This window comes from Jidongwangia harbinensis (genome assembly GCF_020216025.1).
GTDB classification, from domain to species: Bacteria; Actinomycetota; Actinomycetes; order Mycobacteriales; family Micromonosporaceae; genus Actinoplanes; species Actinoplanes harbinensis.
This window is the reverse complement of sequence record NZ_JAIWNC010000018.1, coordinates 134,230-150,393: the sequence shown is the minus strand read 5'-3', so window position 1 is coordinate 150,393 and position 16,164 is coordinate 134,230. Positions and strand designations below refer to the sequence as shown.

Genomic DNA, 16,164 nt, shown 5'->3' with positions numbered 1-16,164 from the left:
ATCTTGCACCCTTTTTCCGGGGCGCGCCGCAGATCACCCCGGCGGGCGGCACCGGACCACGTCGCCGACCGCCGCCAGGGCGGTCGTGGGCACGCTCTCCGCCGCCCGGACCAGCGTCGCGGACCCGGTCGGCCGGACCGTGACCTCGCGCCGGCCCACCTCGGCGCCGTCGTACGTCCGGGCCCGCAGCACGCAGACCGCCGAGCCGCCGGCCGGCACCCGGACCGTGAACTCGATGGTCATCCGCGCCGGCGTGACGTCCGACCAGCCGACGATCTTGGCGTCGTAGTCGGGATCGCCGTACTGCCGGTAGAGGCGCACGGCGGCGAGCACCGACAGCGCCAGCACCAGGACCGCGAAGATCACCGGCAGCAGCCATCGGCGCCGGCCGTCCCGGCGGCGCCCGTACCGGCCCGGCGGGAACACCGGGGTTGTGGCGCGCGTCTCGCTCACCTGGGCGGCCTCTCGTGCGCTTGTTGTCGGTGTGATCGGCCAGAATGGCAGGGTCCATTCTTCCAGTCGGCACCGGCCCGTCTCGCAGCCGGCACCGGCACATCTCTCCATGGCCAGGTCGAGGGAGTTCACCAGTGGCTGAGCAGTTGCGTCTGATGGCCGTGCACGCGCACCCGGACGACGAGTCGAGCAAGGGCGCCGCGACCATGGCGCGTTACGTGGACGAGGGTGTCTCGGTCCTGGTCGTGACGTGCACCGGTGGGGAACGCGGCAGCGTGCTCAACCCGAAGATGGACCGTCCGGAGGTGCTGGCCGACATCGCCAACATCCGGCGGGCCGAGATGGACGCCGCACGCGAGATTCTCGGCGTGGACCAGGCCTGGCTCGGCTTCGTCGACTCCGGCCTGCCCGAGGGCGACCCGCTGCCGCCGCTGCCGGAGGGCTGCTTCGGCCTGATGGACCCGGCCGAGGCGGCGGTCCCGCTGATCCGGCTGATCCGCGAGTTCCGGCCGCACGTGGTCACGACGTATGACGAGAACGGCGGCTATCCGCACCCCGACCACATCATGTGCCACAAGGTGACGATGGCGGCGTTCGACGCGGCCGGCGACGCGGAGCGGCTCCCCGAGCTGGGCGAGCCGTGGCAGCCGCGGAAGCTGTACTACAACTCCGGCTGGACCCGGGCCCGCATGCTGGCGCTGCACGAGGGCATGCTGGCCGCCGGCCTGGAGTCGCCGTACGGCGAGTGGCTGGAGAAGTGGAACGACCGTGAGGACCGCGGTGACCGGATCACCACCCGGGTCGAGTGCGGGGAGTACTTCGGCGTGCGCGACGACGCGCTGCGGGCGCACGCCACCCAGGTGGACCCGGACGGCTTCTGGTTCCACGTCCCGCTGGAGCTGCAGCAGAAGGTCTGGCCCACGGAGGACTTCGAGCTGGTCCGGTCGTTCGTCGACAGCCCGGTGCCCGAGTCGGATCTGTTCGCCGGCATCCGCGAGTCCGTCGAGACGCGCTGACCGGGCGCCGTCGCAGGCGCGTAGGCTGAGGGCGTGGACTTCGAGGCGGTCAACAACTTCGGCGACACCCGCTCGGGCGGCCTGGCCGGCCCGATGGGGCTATTCATCATTGTGCTGATGTCAATAGCAACTGTCCTGTTGATCCGCAACATGAACAAGCGCTTGCGTCGGCTTCCCGACAGTTTTGTCGACGTCGATGCCGCCCGCCGCAACGAGGAGATCGCGCGCCTCGACGCCGCGATCGAGCAGCCGGCCGCCGGCGCGGGCGCGGCGGTCATCGAGCCGAGTCGATCATCAAAATCGGGCGACGGCGCGGACTCCCAGGTCAGCGACGTGGCAGGCGGCGATCAGCCGGCGCCCGGCGACCGGGGCGACGAGCGCGCTTAGCCGGGTCCGCGCCGGTCGGGCCGGGCCGGGCCTGTCATATCGATAAGCCCGGTCGGTCGTTACCGGTCGCGCATAGACAGGGGCCCACGGTCAACCCCTGTTGTCTTCTCCCGGATTGGCTTAGCCTTCCCGCCGGGGGCTTCAATGTCCCCGGACCCTGTGCGGAAGGGGGCGCTGATGATGACCACTTTCCGCCCCCCGCATCCTCCACTGCAGATGCACGTGCAGACGCCAGTGCCTTTTCCGACCAAGGCAAGCGCATGAGCACGCCGCTGCTCGCCGGGACCCAGGTCCGGCCCGCCCGTGCGCCCGACCGGATCGGCGTCGCCGGGCGGCCCCGGGCCGTGCTGGTGCTCGCCGCGATCGTCCTCGCCGCCGCGCTCGCCGCGGTCGCGGTGGGCCTGCTCCGCTCCGGCGCCCCGCCGCCGGGCGTCCCGCTCTCCGCGCCGGCCGCCCTGGGCGTGGCCGCCGCGCTGGCCGCCGCCGGGCAACTGGCCCGGCTGCGACTGCGGATCGGCCGCGGCACGGTCAGCGTGTCCTGGGGCGAGGCCGCGTTCATCCTCGCCTTCGCGCTGGCGCCACCGGGCTGGGTGCCGCTCGCCACGCTGGTCGGCGCCGCGGGCGCCTGGCTGGTCATCTCCTGGCTCGGCGACCAGCGGTCCCTGGTCGACGTCGTCCACCTGGCCGCCTCGCTCACCCTGGGCGCGGCCGGCGCCACCCTGGTGGCCGGCGCCGTGGCCGGCGGCGCCGCGGTCACCGACGCCCGCACCCAGGCCGCCCTGATCGCCGGCGCCTGCACCTATCTCGCCGTCACCCTCGGCCTGGGCGTGCTCACCCTGGCCCTGCACCGGGACGCGCCGCCGGCCCAGATCATCGGCCGCGCGCTGCACGCCAAGCTGCCGATGTTCGTGGGAAACGTGCTGATCGGCCTGGTCGCGCTGTTCGCCTTCCTCCGCGAGCCGCTCTGGCTGCTGGCCTTCCCGCCCGCGCTGTGGCTGCTCCAGCGCACCTATCGGCACCACCTGCGGGCCGAGGAGGAACGCCGGATCTGGGCGGCGTTCGCCCGGGCCACCGCCGGCCTGCCGGGCGCGGTGGAGGCCGACGTGGTGGCCGCGGGCCTGCGCGGGGCGCTGGACGTGTTCGGCGCCCGCCGGGTCGAGATCGAGGTGCTCACGGCCGGCGGCGGCCACCGCAGCTACGCCGAGGACGCGCCCGGGCTGGACGTCGCCGCCTCCGGGCTGCCCGGCCCGGTGATCACCCGGCAGATGGCGGTCGGCGAGACGGCGGTGGGCGAACTCAGCGTGTGGCTGTCCGAGCCGACGCTCCCGGTGACCCGGGACGAGATGGCCGTGTCGGCGTACGGGGACGCGCTGGCCGGTGCGCTGCACGACGCCGCCGCCCACCAGCGCCTGAGCCAGCTGGAGGCCCGGGTGGCCCGGGACGGCGTCCGGGACCCGCTCACCGGGCTCGCCAACCGGACCGCGCTGCACGTCGACGGCGACCGGCTGCTGCGCGCCGCCGAGGGCGACTGCCACGTCGGACTGCTGCTGCTCGACCTGAACGACTTCCGCGAGGTCAACGGCACGCTCGGGCACCGGGCCGGCGACGAGGTGCTGGTCCGGGTCGCCGAGCGGATCACCGACCTGGCCCGCGACGGCGAACTGGTGGCCCGGATCGGCGACGACGAGTTCGCGTTGCTGCTGCCCACGGTCGCCACCCTGACCGACTCCGCCACGCCGCTGCGGGAGGCACCGGGCGCGCTGCCCCAGGCCGTGCGCCGGGCCCGCGAACTGGTCGACCGGCTGGCCGCGCCGATGGAGGTGGCCGGCATCCGGCTCACCGTCGAGGCGGCGGTCGGCGTGGTGGTGACCCGGGCCGCGCGCGCCGACATGGCCGAGCTGATCCGGCGCGCCTCGATGGCGCTCGACCAGGCGAAACGCCTGCGGGTCAGCGTGGCCACGTACGACAGCGCCCACGACGCGGACAGCACCGACCACCTCGCCATGCTGGCCGAGCTGAACGACGCGCTCACCGCCCGGGACCAGATCGTGCTGGCCCTGCAGCCGGCCGTCGACCTGCAGACCAACGCGCCCACCGGGGTGGAGGCGCTGACCCGGTGGCGGCACCCGCGCCGCGGCCAGCTGTCGCCCGCCGCGTTCATCCGCGCGGTCGAGCACAGTGAGCTGCTCGGCCCGTTCACCCGGTACATGCTGGACCTGTCGCTGGCCGCCGCGGCGGACTGGTTCGCGGCCGGCATCGACGTACCGGTCTCGGTCAACATCTCGGCCCGCAGCCTGCTGGACGCCACGTTCCCGGCCCAGATCGCCGACATGCTGCGCCGTCACCGCCTGCCCACCACCCAGCTGGTCCTGGAGATCACCGAGTCGGTGGCGGTGAGCGACCAGGAGATCGTCGACGAGGTGCTGGGCACGCTGCGGGAGATGGGCGTCCAGCTGTCCGTGGACGACTTCGGCACCGGCTACTCGTCGCTCTCGTTCGTCACCCGGGTACAGGTCGACGAGCTCAAGGTGGACCGCTCCTTCGTGGACGAGATGATCGACTCACCGGCCGCGGCGGCCGTCGTGCGCGGCGCCGTCGAGCTGGGCGAACGCCTCGGTGCCCGGGTGGTCGCGGAGGGCGTGGAGACCGCCGAGCAGCGGACCGCGCTGATCGCCCTGGGGTGCACCTCCGCGCAGGGCTACCACTTCTGCCAGCCGCTGCCGGCCGACAAGATCGTCGGGGCGCTGCGCCAGCTGGCCGAGGCGGCCCCGGCGAAGATCGTCCCGTTGCGCGCCGACGACGCGTCCTGACCGGACCGGGGATACGGTGGCCGTAGGTCACGTCGCCGCCGTTGCCCACAAACTGGCGATCGGTACGGCGATGATCCGTTCGGTCAGCTGGAAGGCGCGAGGGCCGGTGTGCAGGACGATGCCGGCTGCGAAGGTTGACCCGGTGCGGTCGGCGAACCATTCCAGGTGCCGAGCGTCGGCGGCCGAGGGCGCGGCGGTGGCTTTGACTTCGACAGCAATCATCTGGCCGTCTCTGGCTTCGATAAGCAGGTCGACCTCGTGCCGGCCGTTCGCATCGCGATAGTGGAACAGATCAGCGCCAACAACGCTGGCGGCGCATTCGGCCCGTAGCTGAGCGGCGACGAGGGTGTCCAGAACGCGCCCGAGGAGGTCGCCATCGCGCAGAACGCGGCGCTGGTCGATGCGGAGCAGCGGACCGAGCAGACCTGGGTCAGTGAGGTACCGCTTTGGTAGCCGCACAGCGCGATCCATGCGATTGCCGGCCCAGGCAGGCACGCGTTGGGTGATCATGAGCGTGTCGAGGAGGTCGTCGTAGCCGACCGCGCTGTGTCGCGTGATTCCGGCGGCGTCGTATAGCAGTTTGTGGTTCGGCACGCCGGCGGTGTTGGCGGCAATCGCTTGCAGATATCTACGCATTAAGACCGGGTCTCGGGAGACGCCGAGCGCTGCGGCCTCTCTGGTGACCAGATGATCGACATAGCTGGTCAGCCAGCGGTCGCGCGCCCGCTCGGTGGTGGCGCGGAGGGCTTCCGGCCAGCCGCTGGTGAGTGCCTCTGCCACGTATCGGTGCACGTCCCACTCGGCCGAGGGGTCGCTGAAGCTGTCGGGGCCGTCAGCGAGGATCCGGTCGATCAGTGATGGCGCAGACGGGTCACCATGCCGCTCTCGACCTACGAGCGGGTGCATCGTCAGCCGGACGATCCGACCGGTGGCGGGCCAGCCCGCGGTGGTCAGGTCGGTCTGGGAAGAACCAGTCAGAATGAACCGACCGGGGCGCGGATCGTCATCAACAGCCCGCTTGACTGCGCCGAGGACTTCGGGGACCAGCTGCCACTCATCGACGAGGATCGGCTCGTCGAGAGTACGGAGTGCGGCGTCGGGGTCGGCGCGAACGACCACGGCCTGAGCAGGGACGTCCAGCCGTAGGATAGAACGGCACAATCGCCGCGTCGTGGTGGTCTTTCCGCAGGCGCGTGGACCGACGACGAGCGTAGCGGGATGAGTCGCCAGGATCTCGGCGAGCTCTGTGTCGGCGATGCGGGGCACGTAGGCGTTCAGCGGAGACTCCAGCCAGTGACGATCTAGCACATGCGATGGTACCTATCTAGCACACCCGCTGCTTCCTATATAGCACACGCCTGAGTTGCAATCTACGACAGAAGGCACCAGGCCCGGCCGTCCCCCGCGCCACTGGGTACGGATCGAGGGGTCAGACGGGTCCGGGGCGGATCTACATCAGCAAATCCGCTCCGGAGGTCAACTCAGGATCGCCGCTCTCTCAGAAAGGCGAGCCCTCGGCGCAATTCGTCGTCCGGGTTCTGGTTCTCGGCCTCCTCGAAGAAGGATCCCCCGTGCGTCCAGGGCGCTGAAGTACATCAACCGGATCGACGTACTGTTTGGCGCAGTGCGTAGGTCATGTGCTCGATCTTCGCTGGTCGCTACGTGCCTTCTCACGGCAATGTCCACAGCCTGAGGCAGCCGGCCGGAACTTCTTCGAGGGCTTTCGTGGTTGCGTTGGTCTCCAGGTCGTTGAGGGCCGTTAGTAGCGCGGCGGTCCTACCGACATCATCGGCGCCGAGGGTGGTGACAACCTTCAACTCGTCGTTGCGTTCTCCACTCAGCGTAAAATTCGGCTCTTGCTCGGCGACTCGTGGGCAACGTATCGATTCATCACGACTTTCTCCGCATGGAGGTTGCCGCCATCTGAGTGGGTGGCGACGGATGATCGGGTAAGGCGCGTCGACCGAACTATGAGGTTTCGGTCGCATTGCCGGAGGCTGGATGCTGTCCGAGCCGGCACAGTGGCCCGGCTTGGCATGGCGGGTGCCATTACATCGAGATCGGTCGACGCCTGCCAGTCCACGAAGGGCGCAATGAGCTAGGTTCCCGTGGTGGCCGTGAGAAGGTGGGGCATGGCCAATCGTCTCGCTCGGGCGACCTCTCCCTACCTCCTGCAGCACAAAGAGAACCCGGTGGACTGGTGGCCATGGGGGAACGACGCCTTTGCCGAAGCCAAGCGGCGGGACGTTCCGCTCTTGGTCAGCGTGGGGTATTCGAGCTGTCACTGGTGTCACGTGATGGCGCACGAGTCGTTCGAGGATGACGGCGTGGCCGCGCTGGTCAACGAGAACTTCGTGGCGATCAAGGTGGACCGCGAGGAACGGCCCGACGTGGACGCCGTCTACATGACCGCCACGCAGGCCATGACCGGGCAGGGCGGCTGGCCGATGACCGTGTTCGCGGCGCCCGGCGGCGACCCGTTCTTCTGCGGCACCTACTTCCCGAAACCGCAGTTCAGCCGGCTGCTGGAGTCGGTCACCAAGGCGTGGCGGGAGCAGCGTGACGACGTGCTGAAGCAGGGCGCCGCGGTGGTCCAGGCCATCGGCGGCGCTCAGCTGGTCGGCGGCCCGACCGCGCCGATCTCCCCGGGCCTGCTGGACGGCGCGGCGGAGCAGCTGGCCAAGGACCACGACCAGCGGTACGGCGGGTTCGGCGGCGCGCCCAAGTTCCCGCCGCACATGAACCTGCTCTTCCTGCTGCGGCACCACCAGCGCACCGGCTCCGCGTCCGACCTGGAGATCGTCCGGCACACCGCCGAGCAGATGGCCCGCGGCGGCATCTACGACCAGCTGGCCGGCGGGTTCGCCCGGTACGCGGTGGACGCCACCTGGACCGTGCCGCACTTCGAGAAGATGCTGTACGACAACGCGCTGCTGCTGCGGACGTACACCGGGCTGGCCCGGCTGACCGACGATCCGCCGGCCCGGCGGATCGCCGACGAGACCGCCGCGTTCCTGCTGCGCGACCTCGCCACCCCGGCCGGCGGTCTGGCGTCCGCGCTGGACGCGGACACCGACGGCGTCGAGGGCCTGACCTACGCCTGGACGCCGGAGCAGCTGACCGCGGCCCTGGGCGACGCGGACGGCGAGTGGGCGGCCGACCTGTTCCGGGTGACGCCGGAGGGATCGTTCGAGCATGGCGCCAGCGTGCTGGTGCTCGGCCGCGACATCGACGCCGCGGAGCCGGAGCTGGTACGGCGGTGGCACGACGTCCGGGCCCGGCTGCTGGCCGCCCGCGACCGACGTCCGCAGCCGGCCCGCGACGACAAGGTGGTGGCCTCCTGGAACGGCCTCGCGGTCACCGCCCTCGTCGAGCACGCCTTCCTCACCGGGGCCACCGCTTCCGGGGCGGCCACCGCTTCCGGGGCCGTTGCTCCGGCGGCCACCGCCTCGGGGGTGGCTGCGGTGGCGCTCGCCGAGGTGCTGGCCGGACGGCACCTGGTGGACGGACGGCTGCGCCGGGTGTCCCGGGACGGCGTGGTGGGCGACCCCGCCGGTGTCCTCGAGGACTACGGCTGCGTGGCCGAGGCGTTCTGCGCCGTGCACCAGCTCACCGGCGACGGCCGCTGGCTGGAGCTGGCCGGCGTGCTGCTCGACGTCGCGCTGGCCCACTTCGGCACCGGCGCGGGCGGGTTCTACGACACCGCGGACGACGCCGAGAAGCTGGTCACCCGGCCCGCCGACCCCACCGACAACGCCACCCCGTCCGGGCTGTCCGCGATCTGCGCGGCCCTGGTCGCCTACTCCGCGCTCAGCGGGGAGACCCGGTACCGCGAGGCCGCGGACGCCGCCCTGGAGACGGTCGCGCCACTGATCGCCGGGCACGCCCGCTTCGCCGGGTACTCGTCCGCCGTCGCCGAGGCCGCGCTCGCCGGGCCCTACGAGGTCGCCGTCGCCACCACCGACCCGGACGGGGACCCGCTCGTCGTCGCCGCCCGCCGGCACGCGCCGCCCGGCACCGTCGTGGTGGCCGGCGAACCCGACCGTCCCGGCGTACCGCTGCTCGCCGGGCGGCCGTACCTCGACGGCCGCTCCACCGCGTACGTCTGCCGGGGGTTCGTCTGCGACCGCCCGGTGACCAGCACCGCAGACCTCATCGCCCGGCTCACGGCCGGTGCGGAGGGCTGACTAGGCTGGCGGCGAGATGGATACCCGAACCGGTCTGCCCGTGGTCGGCATGGTGGGAGGCGGCCAGTTGGCCCGGATGACCCACCAGGCCGCAATCGCCCTCGGCCAGTCGCTGCGTGTGCTCGCCGAGTCACCCGACGACAGTGCCGCCCTCGTCGCCGCCGATGTGCGGATCGGCACCCACACCGACCTGGCCGCGTTGCGTGACTTCGCCAAGGGCTGCGACGCGGTCACCTTCGACCACGAGCACGTGCCGAACGAGCACATCCGCGCGCTCGAGGCCGAGGGCATCAAGATCTACCCAGGTTCCGAGGCGCTGCTGTACGCCCAGGACAAGCGGCGGATGCGCGAGCGGCTCGGACAGCTGGGGGCGCCGGTCCCGCGCTGGGCCACGGTGCGCACCGCCGCGGACGTCGCGGCGTTCGCCGAGCAGACCGGCTGGCCGGTGGTGGCCAAGGCGACCCGCGGCGGCTACGACGGCCGCGGCGTGTGGATGCTCGCCGACATCGCCGCCGCCGAGGAACTCGTCGCCACCGGCACCGACCTGATCGTCGAGGAACGGGTGCCGCTGCGACGGGAACTGGCGGCGCAGGTGGCGCGGTCGCCGTTCGGGCAGGTGGCGGCGTACCCCGTGGTGGAGACCGTGCAACGCGACGGCATCTGCGTGGAGGTCCTCGCGCCCGCACCGGACCTGCCCGAGGACCGCGCGCTGGCCGCCCAGCAGCTCGCCATCGACCTGGCGCACGCGCTCGGCGTGGTCGGCCTGCTCGCGGTCGAACTCTTCGAGACCGCCGACGGCCTGGTGGTGAACGAACTCGCCATGCGCCCGCACAACTCCGGTCACTGGACCATCGAAGGCGCCCGGACGTCGCAGTTCGAACAGCACCTGCGCGCCGTACTCGACTACCCGATGGGTGCCACCGGCCTGACCGCGCCCGCCGTGGTGATGGCCAACGTACTCGGCGGCGCACCCGGCGGGCTCGCCCTGGACGAACGGGTGCACCACCTGTTCGCGGCCGACCCCGGCGTGCGCATCCACCTGTACGGCAAGCAGGTCCGGCCGGGCCGCAAGATCGGCCACGTCACCGTGCTCGGCGACGACATGACATCGGTACGCGCCCGGGCCGCACACGCCGCCCGCTGGCTGCAGGAGGGCGAACAATGAAGCCGGTCGTCGGCATCATCATGGGCAGCGACTCGGACTGGTCCACGATGGAGGCGGCGGCGCTCGCCCTGGCCGAGTTCGAGGTGCCGTTCGAGGTGGGCGTGGTGTCCGCGCACCGCACCGTCCGCAAAATGGTCGACTACGCGGAGAGCGCCGCGGACCGTGGCCTACAGGTGATCATCACCGGCGCCGGGGGAGCGGCCCACCTGCCCGGCATGGTCGCCGCCCTCACGCCGCTGCCGGTGATCGGCGTGCCGGTACCGCTGAAGTACCTGGACGGGATGGACTCGCTGCTGTCCATCGTGCAGATGCCGGCCGGCGTGCCGGTGGCCACGGTGTCGATCGGCGGGGCGCGCAATGCCGGGCTGCTCGCGGCGCGGATCCTGGGCGCGGCCGATCCGGCGATCCGCAAGCGCATGGCCGACTTCCAGAAAGGCCTGGAGCACATGGTCGCCGAGAAGGACGCGGCGCTCCGCGAGCGCCTGCTGGGCTGACGCCCTTCGCCGGCCGGCCGAGGCGCCGGCCGGCAGCGAGTCCGGTCCGGTGCGTCAGCGCATGCGGACCAGGGCGCCGCGGAGGCGTTCCTGGGTGCGGCGCCGGTTCTCGTTGGAGGCGCCGAGGAAGAGCAGGATCACGCCCACCGGCACCAGCACCAGCCACGGACCGACCAGCGTGGTGGCGAAGTGGATCGCCGCCACCGCGGTGGCCACGGCGCCCACCACCACCGGCGCCTGCTGCTGCAGCCGGGAACCGACGATCAGCGTGCCCACCGCGCCGAGCAGCAGGAACAACTCGCGCAGATCGCCGGACTCGGTGGCGTCGGTGGCCAGCACGATGCCGATGGTCGGGACGAACGCGGCCAGCAGCGCCGGCCCGTACGCCGACCAGCTGCTCAGCTCGGGCCGGTGCCGGGCCTCGACCGCGCCGACGACCAGGGCCAGCGCGGCGAACGGCAACGTGTACGCCTCGGGCAGCGCCACGTCGGTCAGCGTCATGAACAGCCACCAGCCGACGAGTTCGAAGCCGACCGCCAGCCAGAACAGGTTGCGCCGCTGGGTGGGCGTGCGGCCGGGACGGGTGGCGACCAGGCCGAGCACCGCACCCCAGGCGGCCAGCAGCGCGGCCAGGTGTTCCGGGGAGTCGTACGCCAGCACGGCGGCCAGCAGCGCGGACGCGTATCCGCTCCACTCGATGACGGCGGACTCCAGCGCGTACTCCGGGCGGCCCAGCCGCGGCACGCCGGCCTGCAGGATCAGCAGCCCGGCGCCGACGGCCAGCACGCCGAAGGCGGACCAGGACCGGTGCAGCCCGGCGACCTCGCCCACGGAGAGCACGAACGCCTGGCCCATCACGACCGTGAACAGCCAGCCCAGGATGCGGGCCCGGGAGCTGCGGCCGGCGAGCGCCGCGACCAGGCCGACGCCGACCGCGCTGCCCAGCGTGAACAACGTGAGTTCCGGGGTGGCGAGGCTGCCGGCCAGCCCGGCGCCGCCGGCCAGCAGGCCGATCACGAACACCACGACGCGGGTGCCGCGCAGCATCGGTGCGTGCGTACTGAGCGGCGGCGGGGTGAGGGCGAGGCCGAGCATGGCGATGGTGAAGACGACCAGCGCCGCGGCGGTCGACGCGGGCCACCGGGCGTCCAGGCCGATCGGCGCGACCAGCAGGGTGATGGCCAGGCCGGGCAGGATCACCGGTACGGCCTCCGCGGGGCGGCCGCCGAACCCGAGGGCGGCCAGCGCGGCCGCCACGGTGAGCAGCACGGTGGCCAGCACGCTGGTGGCGTCGACGTTGCCGGACGCCGGGTCGGTGAGCGCGGGGACCGGGCCGTCCCAGATCGCGTCCAACTGGTCCATCGGGCCGAACAGTGCGGCACCCAGCGCCGGGGCGATGGAGACCAGCGCCAGCAGCGTCGGCAGCGTGGCCACCAGGACGGCGCCGCTGGCCGGGTCGACCAGCCAGCGTCCGCGCAGGCCGCTCGGGCGCAGGTCGGTCCAGCGGGTGCGGAGGTACCCGCGTTCGGTGCGGTAGCCGGGGGCCGTGGTGATGCCGGGGGCCGGCGTGGCACCGCGGAGCAGTTCGGCCACCACGCCCAGCAGGGCCGCGGCGGCGGCGTACATGGCCGTGGGGAAGTGCGTCGGCACGGACGCGAACGCGGTGATGGTGGCGCCGCCGACCAGGCCGACCGTGGCCCACGGCAGGTACTGCGGGATCCACCGGCCGCAGAGCGCGAGCACCGCCAGCGCCAGGCTGGACCCGGCCACCGCGGCGGTGAGCACCACCTGCGCGGACCGGCCCTGGTCGGCGGCGACCGCGGCGAACACCCCGGGGACGGCGAGCAGCACCCCGAGGGTGGCGGCGCCGCCGATCTGGGCGCGGTGGCGGGGCATGCCGGTGTCGTCGCGGGCGAGCAGCGTGCTGTCGTCGGAGATGGCCTGGACCACCGGTTCCGGTTCCGGGTCGAGCCGGTCCGGCCGGTCCGCGACGAGCGGCGCCGCCTGGGCCGGGGTGAGCGGGGGCACTTCGGCGCGGCACAGCGCGGCCACCACGACGCCGATCAGCACGACCAGGGTCAGCGCCATCGCGGTGGACCACGGCCGGGCCAGGCCGACGCCGACGAAGTGCAGCGCGACCACCATGGCCACGGCGGCCCGGGCCACGGCGGCGCGCGGGTCGACGGCGGCCACCGCGGAGATGCCGTACCCGAGCGCGACCACGCCGCCCACCATCAGGGGCGCCCACCAGGGCAGGCCGAACGCGGCCGGGGCGCCGATGGTGGCGAGCGTGGCGCAGACCGCGCCGATGTCGTACGAGGCCGGTGGGGGCAGCGCGGCGGCCGCCGCGACCGCGATCAGCAGCAGGGTGAGCGGGCCCTGCCAGGCGTCGGCCGGCACGCTGGCCGGGTAGCCGCTGAGGTCGGCGCCCCACAGCGGGCCGGGCGCGGCGAGCACCCGCAGGCCGTTGCTGAGCGCCATCCAGCCGGCGATGGCACCGACCACGATCCCGGCCGCGGCCAGCCCGCGGACCGGGCCGCGCCGCCAGTCCACCGGCAGCGCCCGGATGCCCAGCGCGACGAGCAGGATCACCAGGCCGGCGACCAGCAGCGGCGCCTGCGGGAAGGCGAGCGCCGCGACCCGGGCCAGCGCCCCGCAGATCGCCACGGTGGCGGCCGCGGCGGCGATGTCCGGCCCGTCCAGCATCCGGTCGGCTCGGCGGCCCTGGTCCAGCGACTTGGCGAAGGCCAGCAGGCCGGCGGCGCCGAGCAGCAGCGCACCCACCCAGATGTCCGGCGCGGTGGCGCCCGGTGCGAGCAGCGCCGCCAGCGCCATCGCCACCGCGCCCAGGGCGGTGCCGACGTTCAGCGGAAGGCTGATCTCCCGGCGGGCCACCTGGAACACCGCGGCGTAGGTCAGCGTGCCGGCCACCGCGAGGAAGCCGAACGCGAGGGCCGGCACCGTGACGGCCTCGGTGGCCGGTGGCCCGCCGCCCCGGTCGGACATGGCGAGCACGGCGGTGGTGGCCGCGCCGGGCAGGGCCAGCGCGGCGGCGCCGGACGCCCAGTCGCCGATCAGCCAGGCGTACAGCTTCATCGGGATCTGCCGGGCCGCGATCGCGACCATCACGCCGGCCCCGGCCAGCGCGGTGAGCACGGCGGCGGTGAGCCACACCGCGCTCAGCGCCGCGCCGGCACCGAACAGGCCGACCACGCCGGCCGCCGCCACGTGCGCGATGGCGCTCCGGCGGGTGCGGGCCATCAGGCCGGCCGCGCCCAGGCCGATGGCTGCCAGCACCAGCGGCCACGGCGCCTCGGACCAGGGCAGACCCAACGACGAGGGTACGGCCAGAGCGGTCAGCGCCACGCCCGCCACGGCACCCTCGTGCCGCCATTCCGTGGGCAGCGCCAGGGCCGCGGCGACGGTGAGCAGCAGCGCGCTCAGCGCCAGCAGCCAGCCGGACGGGCCGGCCGCCTCGGCGATCCGTTGCGCGTACGCGGCGGTGTCCGCGTTCCAGACCGGCCGGGCGGCCTGGATCGGGGCGAGCGCGGCGCGCAGCGCGTCCACCGCCACGAACAGGCCGATCAGTGCGAGCGCGCCGGCCGAGGCGAGTTGCGGACCCCGGCGTACCTCCTCGTGGAGCGTGGTGACCACGGCGCCGGTGACCGCGACCGCGGCCGCGGCGGCGAGCAGCGTCCAGCTGGGCGAGGCGACCGCGGCGATCCGGGCGCAGGCCGCGATGACGGCGAGCGTGAGTACGCCACCGGCGACGTTGCGCGCGGTCAGGTTGTCCAGCAGCCGTGCCGCGGCCGAGGCGATCACCGCGGCCAGCACCAGGATCAGGCCGGACCGGATCGCGTCCGGCACCGCGTCGGCGCCGATCAGGGCGCCACCGGCGTACAGCAGCGAGCCGGCGACCGCCGCGCAGAGCAGCGCGAAGGTCAGCTCCCGCAACCAGTCCGCGGACGGCGGCTTGGCCGGCGGCGCCAGCGGCACCGACCCGGCCGGCGGGGCACCGTCGGGCCGGCGGCCGGGGAAGATGCGCGTCGGCATCCACTTGCGGCCGCGCGGGCCGGCCAGCCCGCCGAGGATCAGGTCCGGTTCCTCGGGACGGGACTCGGGCCGCGGCGGAGCGTCGATCGCGTAGGCCGACGGGTCGGCCGGGTCGGGTCCGGCGTCCCGCTTGTCGAAGTCGGCGGCACCGATGTCCCGGGCGTCGGCCAGCGCCGTGGTCTCGCGGTCGGCCGCGCCGGGACGGCCCAGCGGCCAGCGCGGGACCAGCCGGCCGCGGTGGATCACCGTGGTCAGCAGCAGCAGGTCGAGCAGCGCCACGGCGGCCAGCGCCAGGCCCCAGCCGGCCGGGCTCTCGATCAGCGGGTACGCCAGCAGCGGCGGCACCGGCTGCAGCGCGATCACGGTGGCGTACCGGGGCGCGGACAGCCGGGTGACGCCCGCGTAGACGAAGCCGGCCACCGCGGTGATCGCGAACGTGACGCCCAGGTAGAACGGCGTCGGCACGGCCGGGCCGCCGACCATCGGGCTGCCGTGCAGGGCATACAGCGTCAGTGGCAGCAGCACCAGGCCGACCGCGGCGACGGTCTCCGCGGTGGAGCTGAGGCCGCGCCGGGCGATGCCGGGCGCCAGGGTGAGCGCGATCGCGGTCGCGAGGGCGAGGATCGCGGCGCGGCCGAACGGGTTGGACACCGCCACCCCGGCGAACACCACGGCCGCCACGCCCACCAGCAGGGCACCGACGACCAGCAGGATGTTCTGCACGGACTGGGACGAGGTCTCCGGCTCGTGCGGTGGCGGCGGCGCCTCACCGTGCGGGCGGCGCGGCGTCGGTGCCGGGCGCTCGGTGGGCGGCGGGTCGTCCACCAGCACGGTGCGGCCGTCGCTGGCCGCCCCGGGCGGACCGGTGTACGCGGTGCCCGGCGCGGCCCAGTCCGGCGGCCCGTCGGCCGGCGGCGGGACGGCGTCGGACCGCCGGCCCCCGCCGGCTGGCGGGGCGGATCCGGCCGGGCGTCCCGCGCCGGGTGGCGGGGCGGATCCCGCCGGGCGTCCCGCGCCGGGCGGTGGTGCGGATCGGGTGGAGTGTCCCGCGCCGGTCGATGGCGCGGAACGGGTGGAGTGTCCCGGGCCGGGTGGTGGTGCGGATCGGGTCGAGTGTCCCGGGCCGGGTGGCGTTACGGAGCCGGCCCGGCGTTCGTCGGCGGGTGCCGGCGGGGCGTCGGACCGGCGCGTGCCGGCCGGTGGCGGCGGTGGTGGTGGCGCACCGGCCCGGCGGGCCTCGGGCGGCGGTGGCGGTGGCGTGCCGCCGCCCCGGCGGGCGTCGGTGGCCGGGCCGGCCGCGGCCGTGGCCGCCTGCGGGCGGCGCACCTTGCGCACCCGGGCGGCCTTCTTCCGCTGCTGCATGGCGTGCGCCAGGATGTCCCGCTGGAACTGGGCCGCCTGCAGCTGGCTGGCGATCGTGGACCGCTCGGAGGCGGCCGCCATGTCCCGGATCTTCAGTTCGGCGATGGACGCGTCGATGCGTGCCAGCTCGTCTTCGTAGCCGTCGGGCCCATCAGCCTGCGCCACGGAACCTCCTTGACCCGCGTAACTCCACGCCCAACTAGAGCATGCCGGTACGACACCTCATTAGAACAGGCT

9 protein-coding genes are annotated in these 16,164 nt (G+C 73.7%); 6 read left to right on the top strand and 3 right to left on the bottom strand.

Going from position 1 to position 16,164, the window contains the following annotated elements; translation table 11 throughout:
• Nucleotides 1-33: 33 nt before the first annotated feature.
• Nucleotides 34-453 carry a DUF4307 domain-containing protein gene (locus LDL48_RS22520; RefSeq protein ID WP_225257173.1) on the bottom strand — a complete coding sequence of 140 codons (420 nt, stop codon included), beginning with the start codon at nucleotides 451-453 and terminating at the stop codon, nucleotides 34-36.
• A 155-nt stretch (nucleotides 454-608) separates the two neighbouring features.
• Here LDL48_RS22520 and mca point away from each other — a divergent pair, with 155 nt between their 5' ends.
• The 3 genes from mca to LDL48_RS22505 all read left to right on the top strand — a co-directional run bounded on the left by mca (nucleotide 609) and on the right by LDL48_RS22505 (nucleotide 4,666).
• Entirely contained in the window at nucleotides 609-1,469 is an 861-nt protein-coding gene (mca, locus tag LDL48_RS22515) for a mycothiol conjugate amidase Mca (RefSeq protein ID WP_225257244.1), read from the top strand.
• Nucleotides 1,470-1,562: 93 nt separating this feature from the next.
• Complete coding sequence (locus LDL48_RS22510) at nucleotides 1,563-1,856, top strand: hypothetical protein (protein WP_225257243.1); 294 nt, start codon at nucleotides 1,563-1,565, stop codon at nucleotides 1,854-1,856.
• A gap of 260 nt (nucleotides 1,857-2,116) precedes the next feature.
• A complete protein-coding gene (locus LDL48_RS22505; protein WP_225257172.1) occupies nucleotides 2,117-4,666 on the top strand; it encodes a putative bifunctional diguanylate cyclase/phosphodiesterase in 2,550 nt (849 codons plus the stop codon).
• Nucleotides 4,667-4,693: 27 nt separating this feature from the next.
• Here LDL48_RS22505 and LDL48_RS22500 read toward each other — a convergent pair whose 3' ends face one another.
• Nucleotides 4,694-5,932 (bottom strand): ATP-binding protein, encoded by a 1,239-nt coding sequence (locus LDL48_RS22500; protein ID WP_225257171.1) that lies wholly within the window; start codon nucleotides 5,930-5,932, stop codon nucleotides 4,694-4,696.
• Nucleotides 5,933-6,798: 866 nt separating this feature from the next.
• Here LDL48_RS22500 and LDL48_RS22495 point away from each other — a divergent pair.
• Genes LDL48_RS22495 through purE form a run of 3 tightly spaced genes read left to right on the top strand, consistent with a single transcriptional unit; the run spans nucleotide 6,799 to nucleotide 10,512 of the window.
• On the top strand, nucleotides 6,799-8,853 hold the full coding sequence (locus LDL48_RS22495) for a thioredoxin domain-containing protein (RefSeq protein WP_225257170.1): 2,055 nt from the start codon (nucleotides 6,799-6,801) through the stop codon (nucleotides 8,851-8,853).
• 16 nt (nucleotides 8,854-8,869) lie between these two features.
• Nucleotides 8,870-10,018 carry a 5-(carboxyamino)imidazole ribonucleotide synthase gene (locus tag LDL48_RS22490; RefSeq protein ID WP_225257169.1) on the top strand — a complete coding sequence of 383 codons (1,149 nt, stop codon included), beginning with the start codon at nucleotides 8,870-8,872 and terminating at the stop codon, nucleotides 10,016-10,018.
• Complete coding sequence (purE, locus tag LDL48_RS22485; protein ID WP_225257168.1) at nucleotides 10,015-10,512, top strand: 5-(carboxyamino)imidazole ribonucleotide mutase; 498 nt, start codon at nucleotides 10,015-10,017, stop codon at nucleotides 10,510-10,512. The genes LDL48_RS22490 and purE overlap by 4 nt, the downstream gene beginning before the upstream one ends.
• Before the next feature lie 54 nt (nucleotides 10,513-10,566).
• On the opposite strand, the gene LDL48_RS22480 is transcribed toward purE, so the two are convergent.
• A complete protein-coding gene (locus tag LDL48_RS22480; RefSeq protein WP_225257167.1) occupies nucleotides 10,567-16,092 on the bottom strand; it encodes an SCO7613 C-terminal domain-containing membrane protein in 5,526 nt (1,841 codons plus the stop codon).
• Between the last annotated feature and the right edge of the window lie 72 nt (nucleotides 16,093-16,164).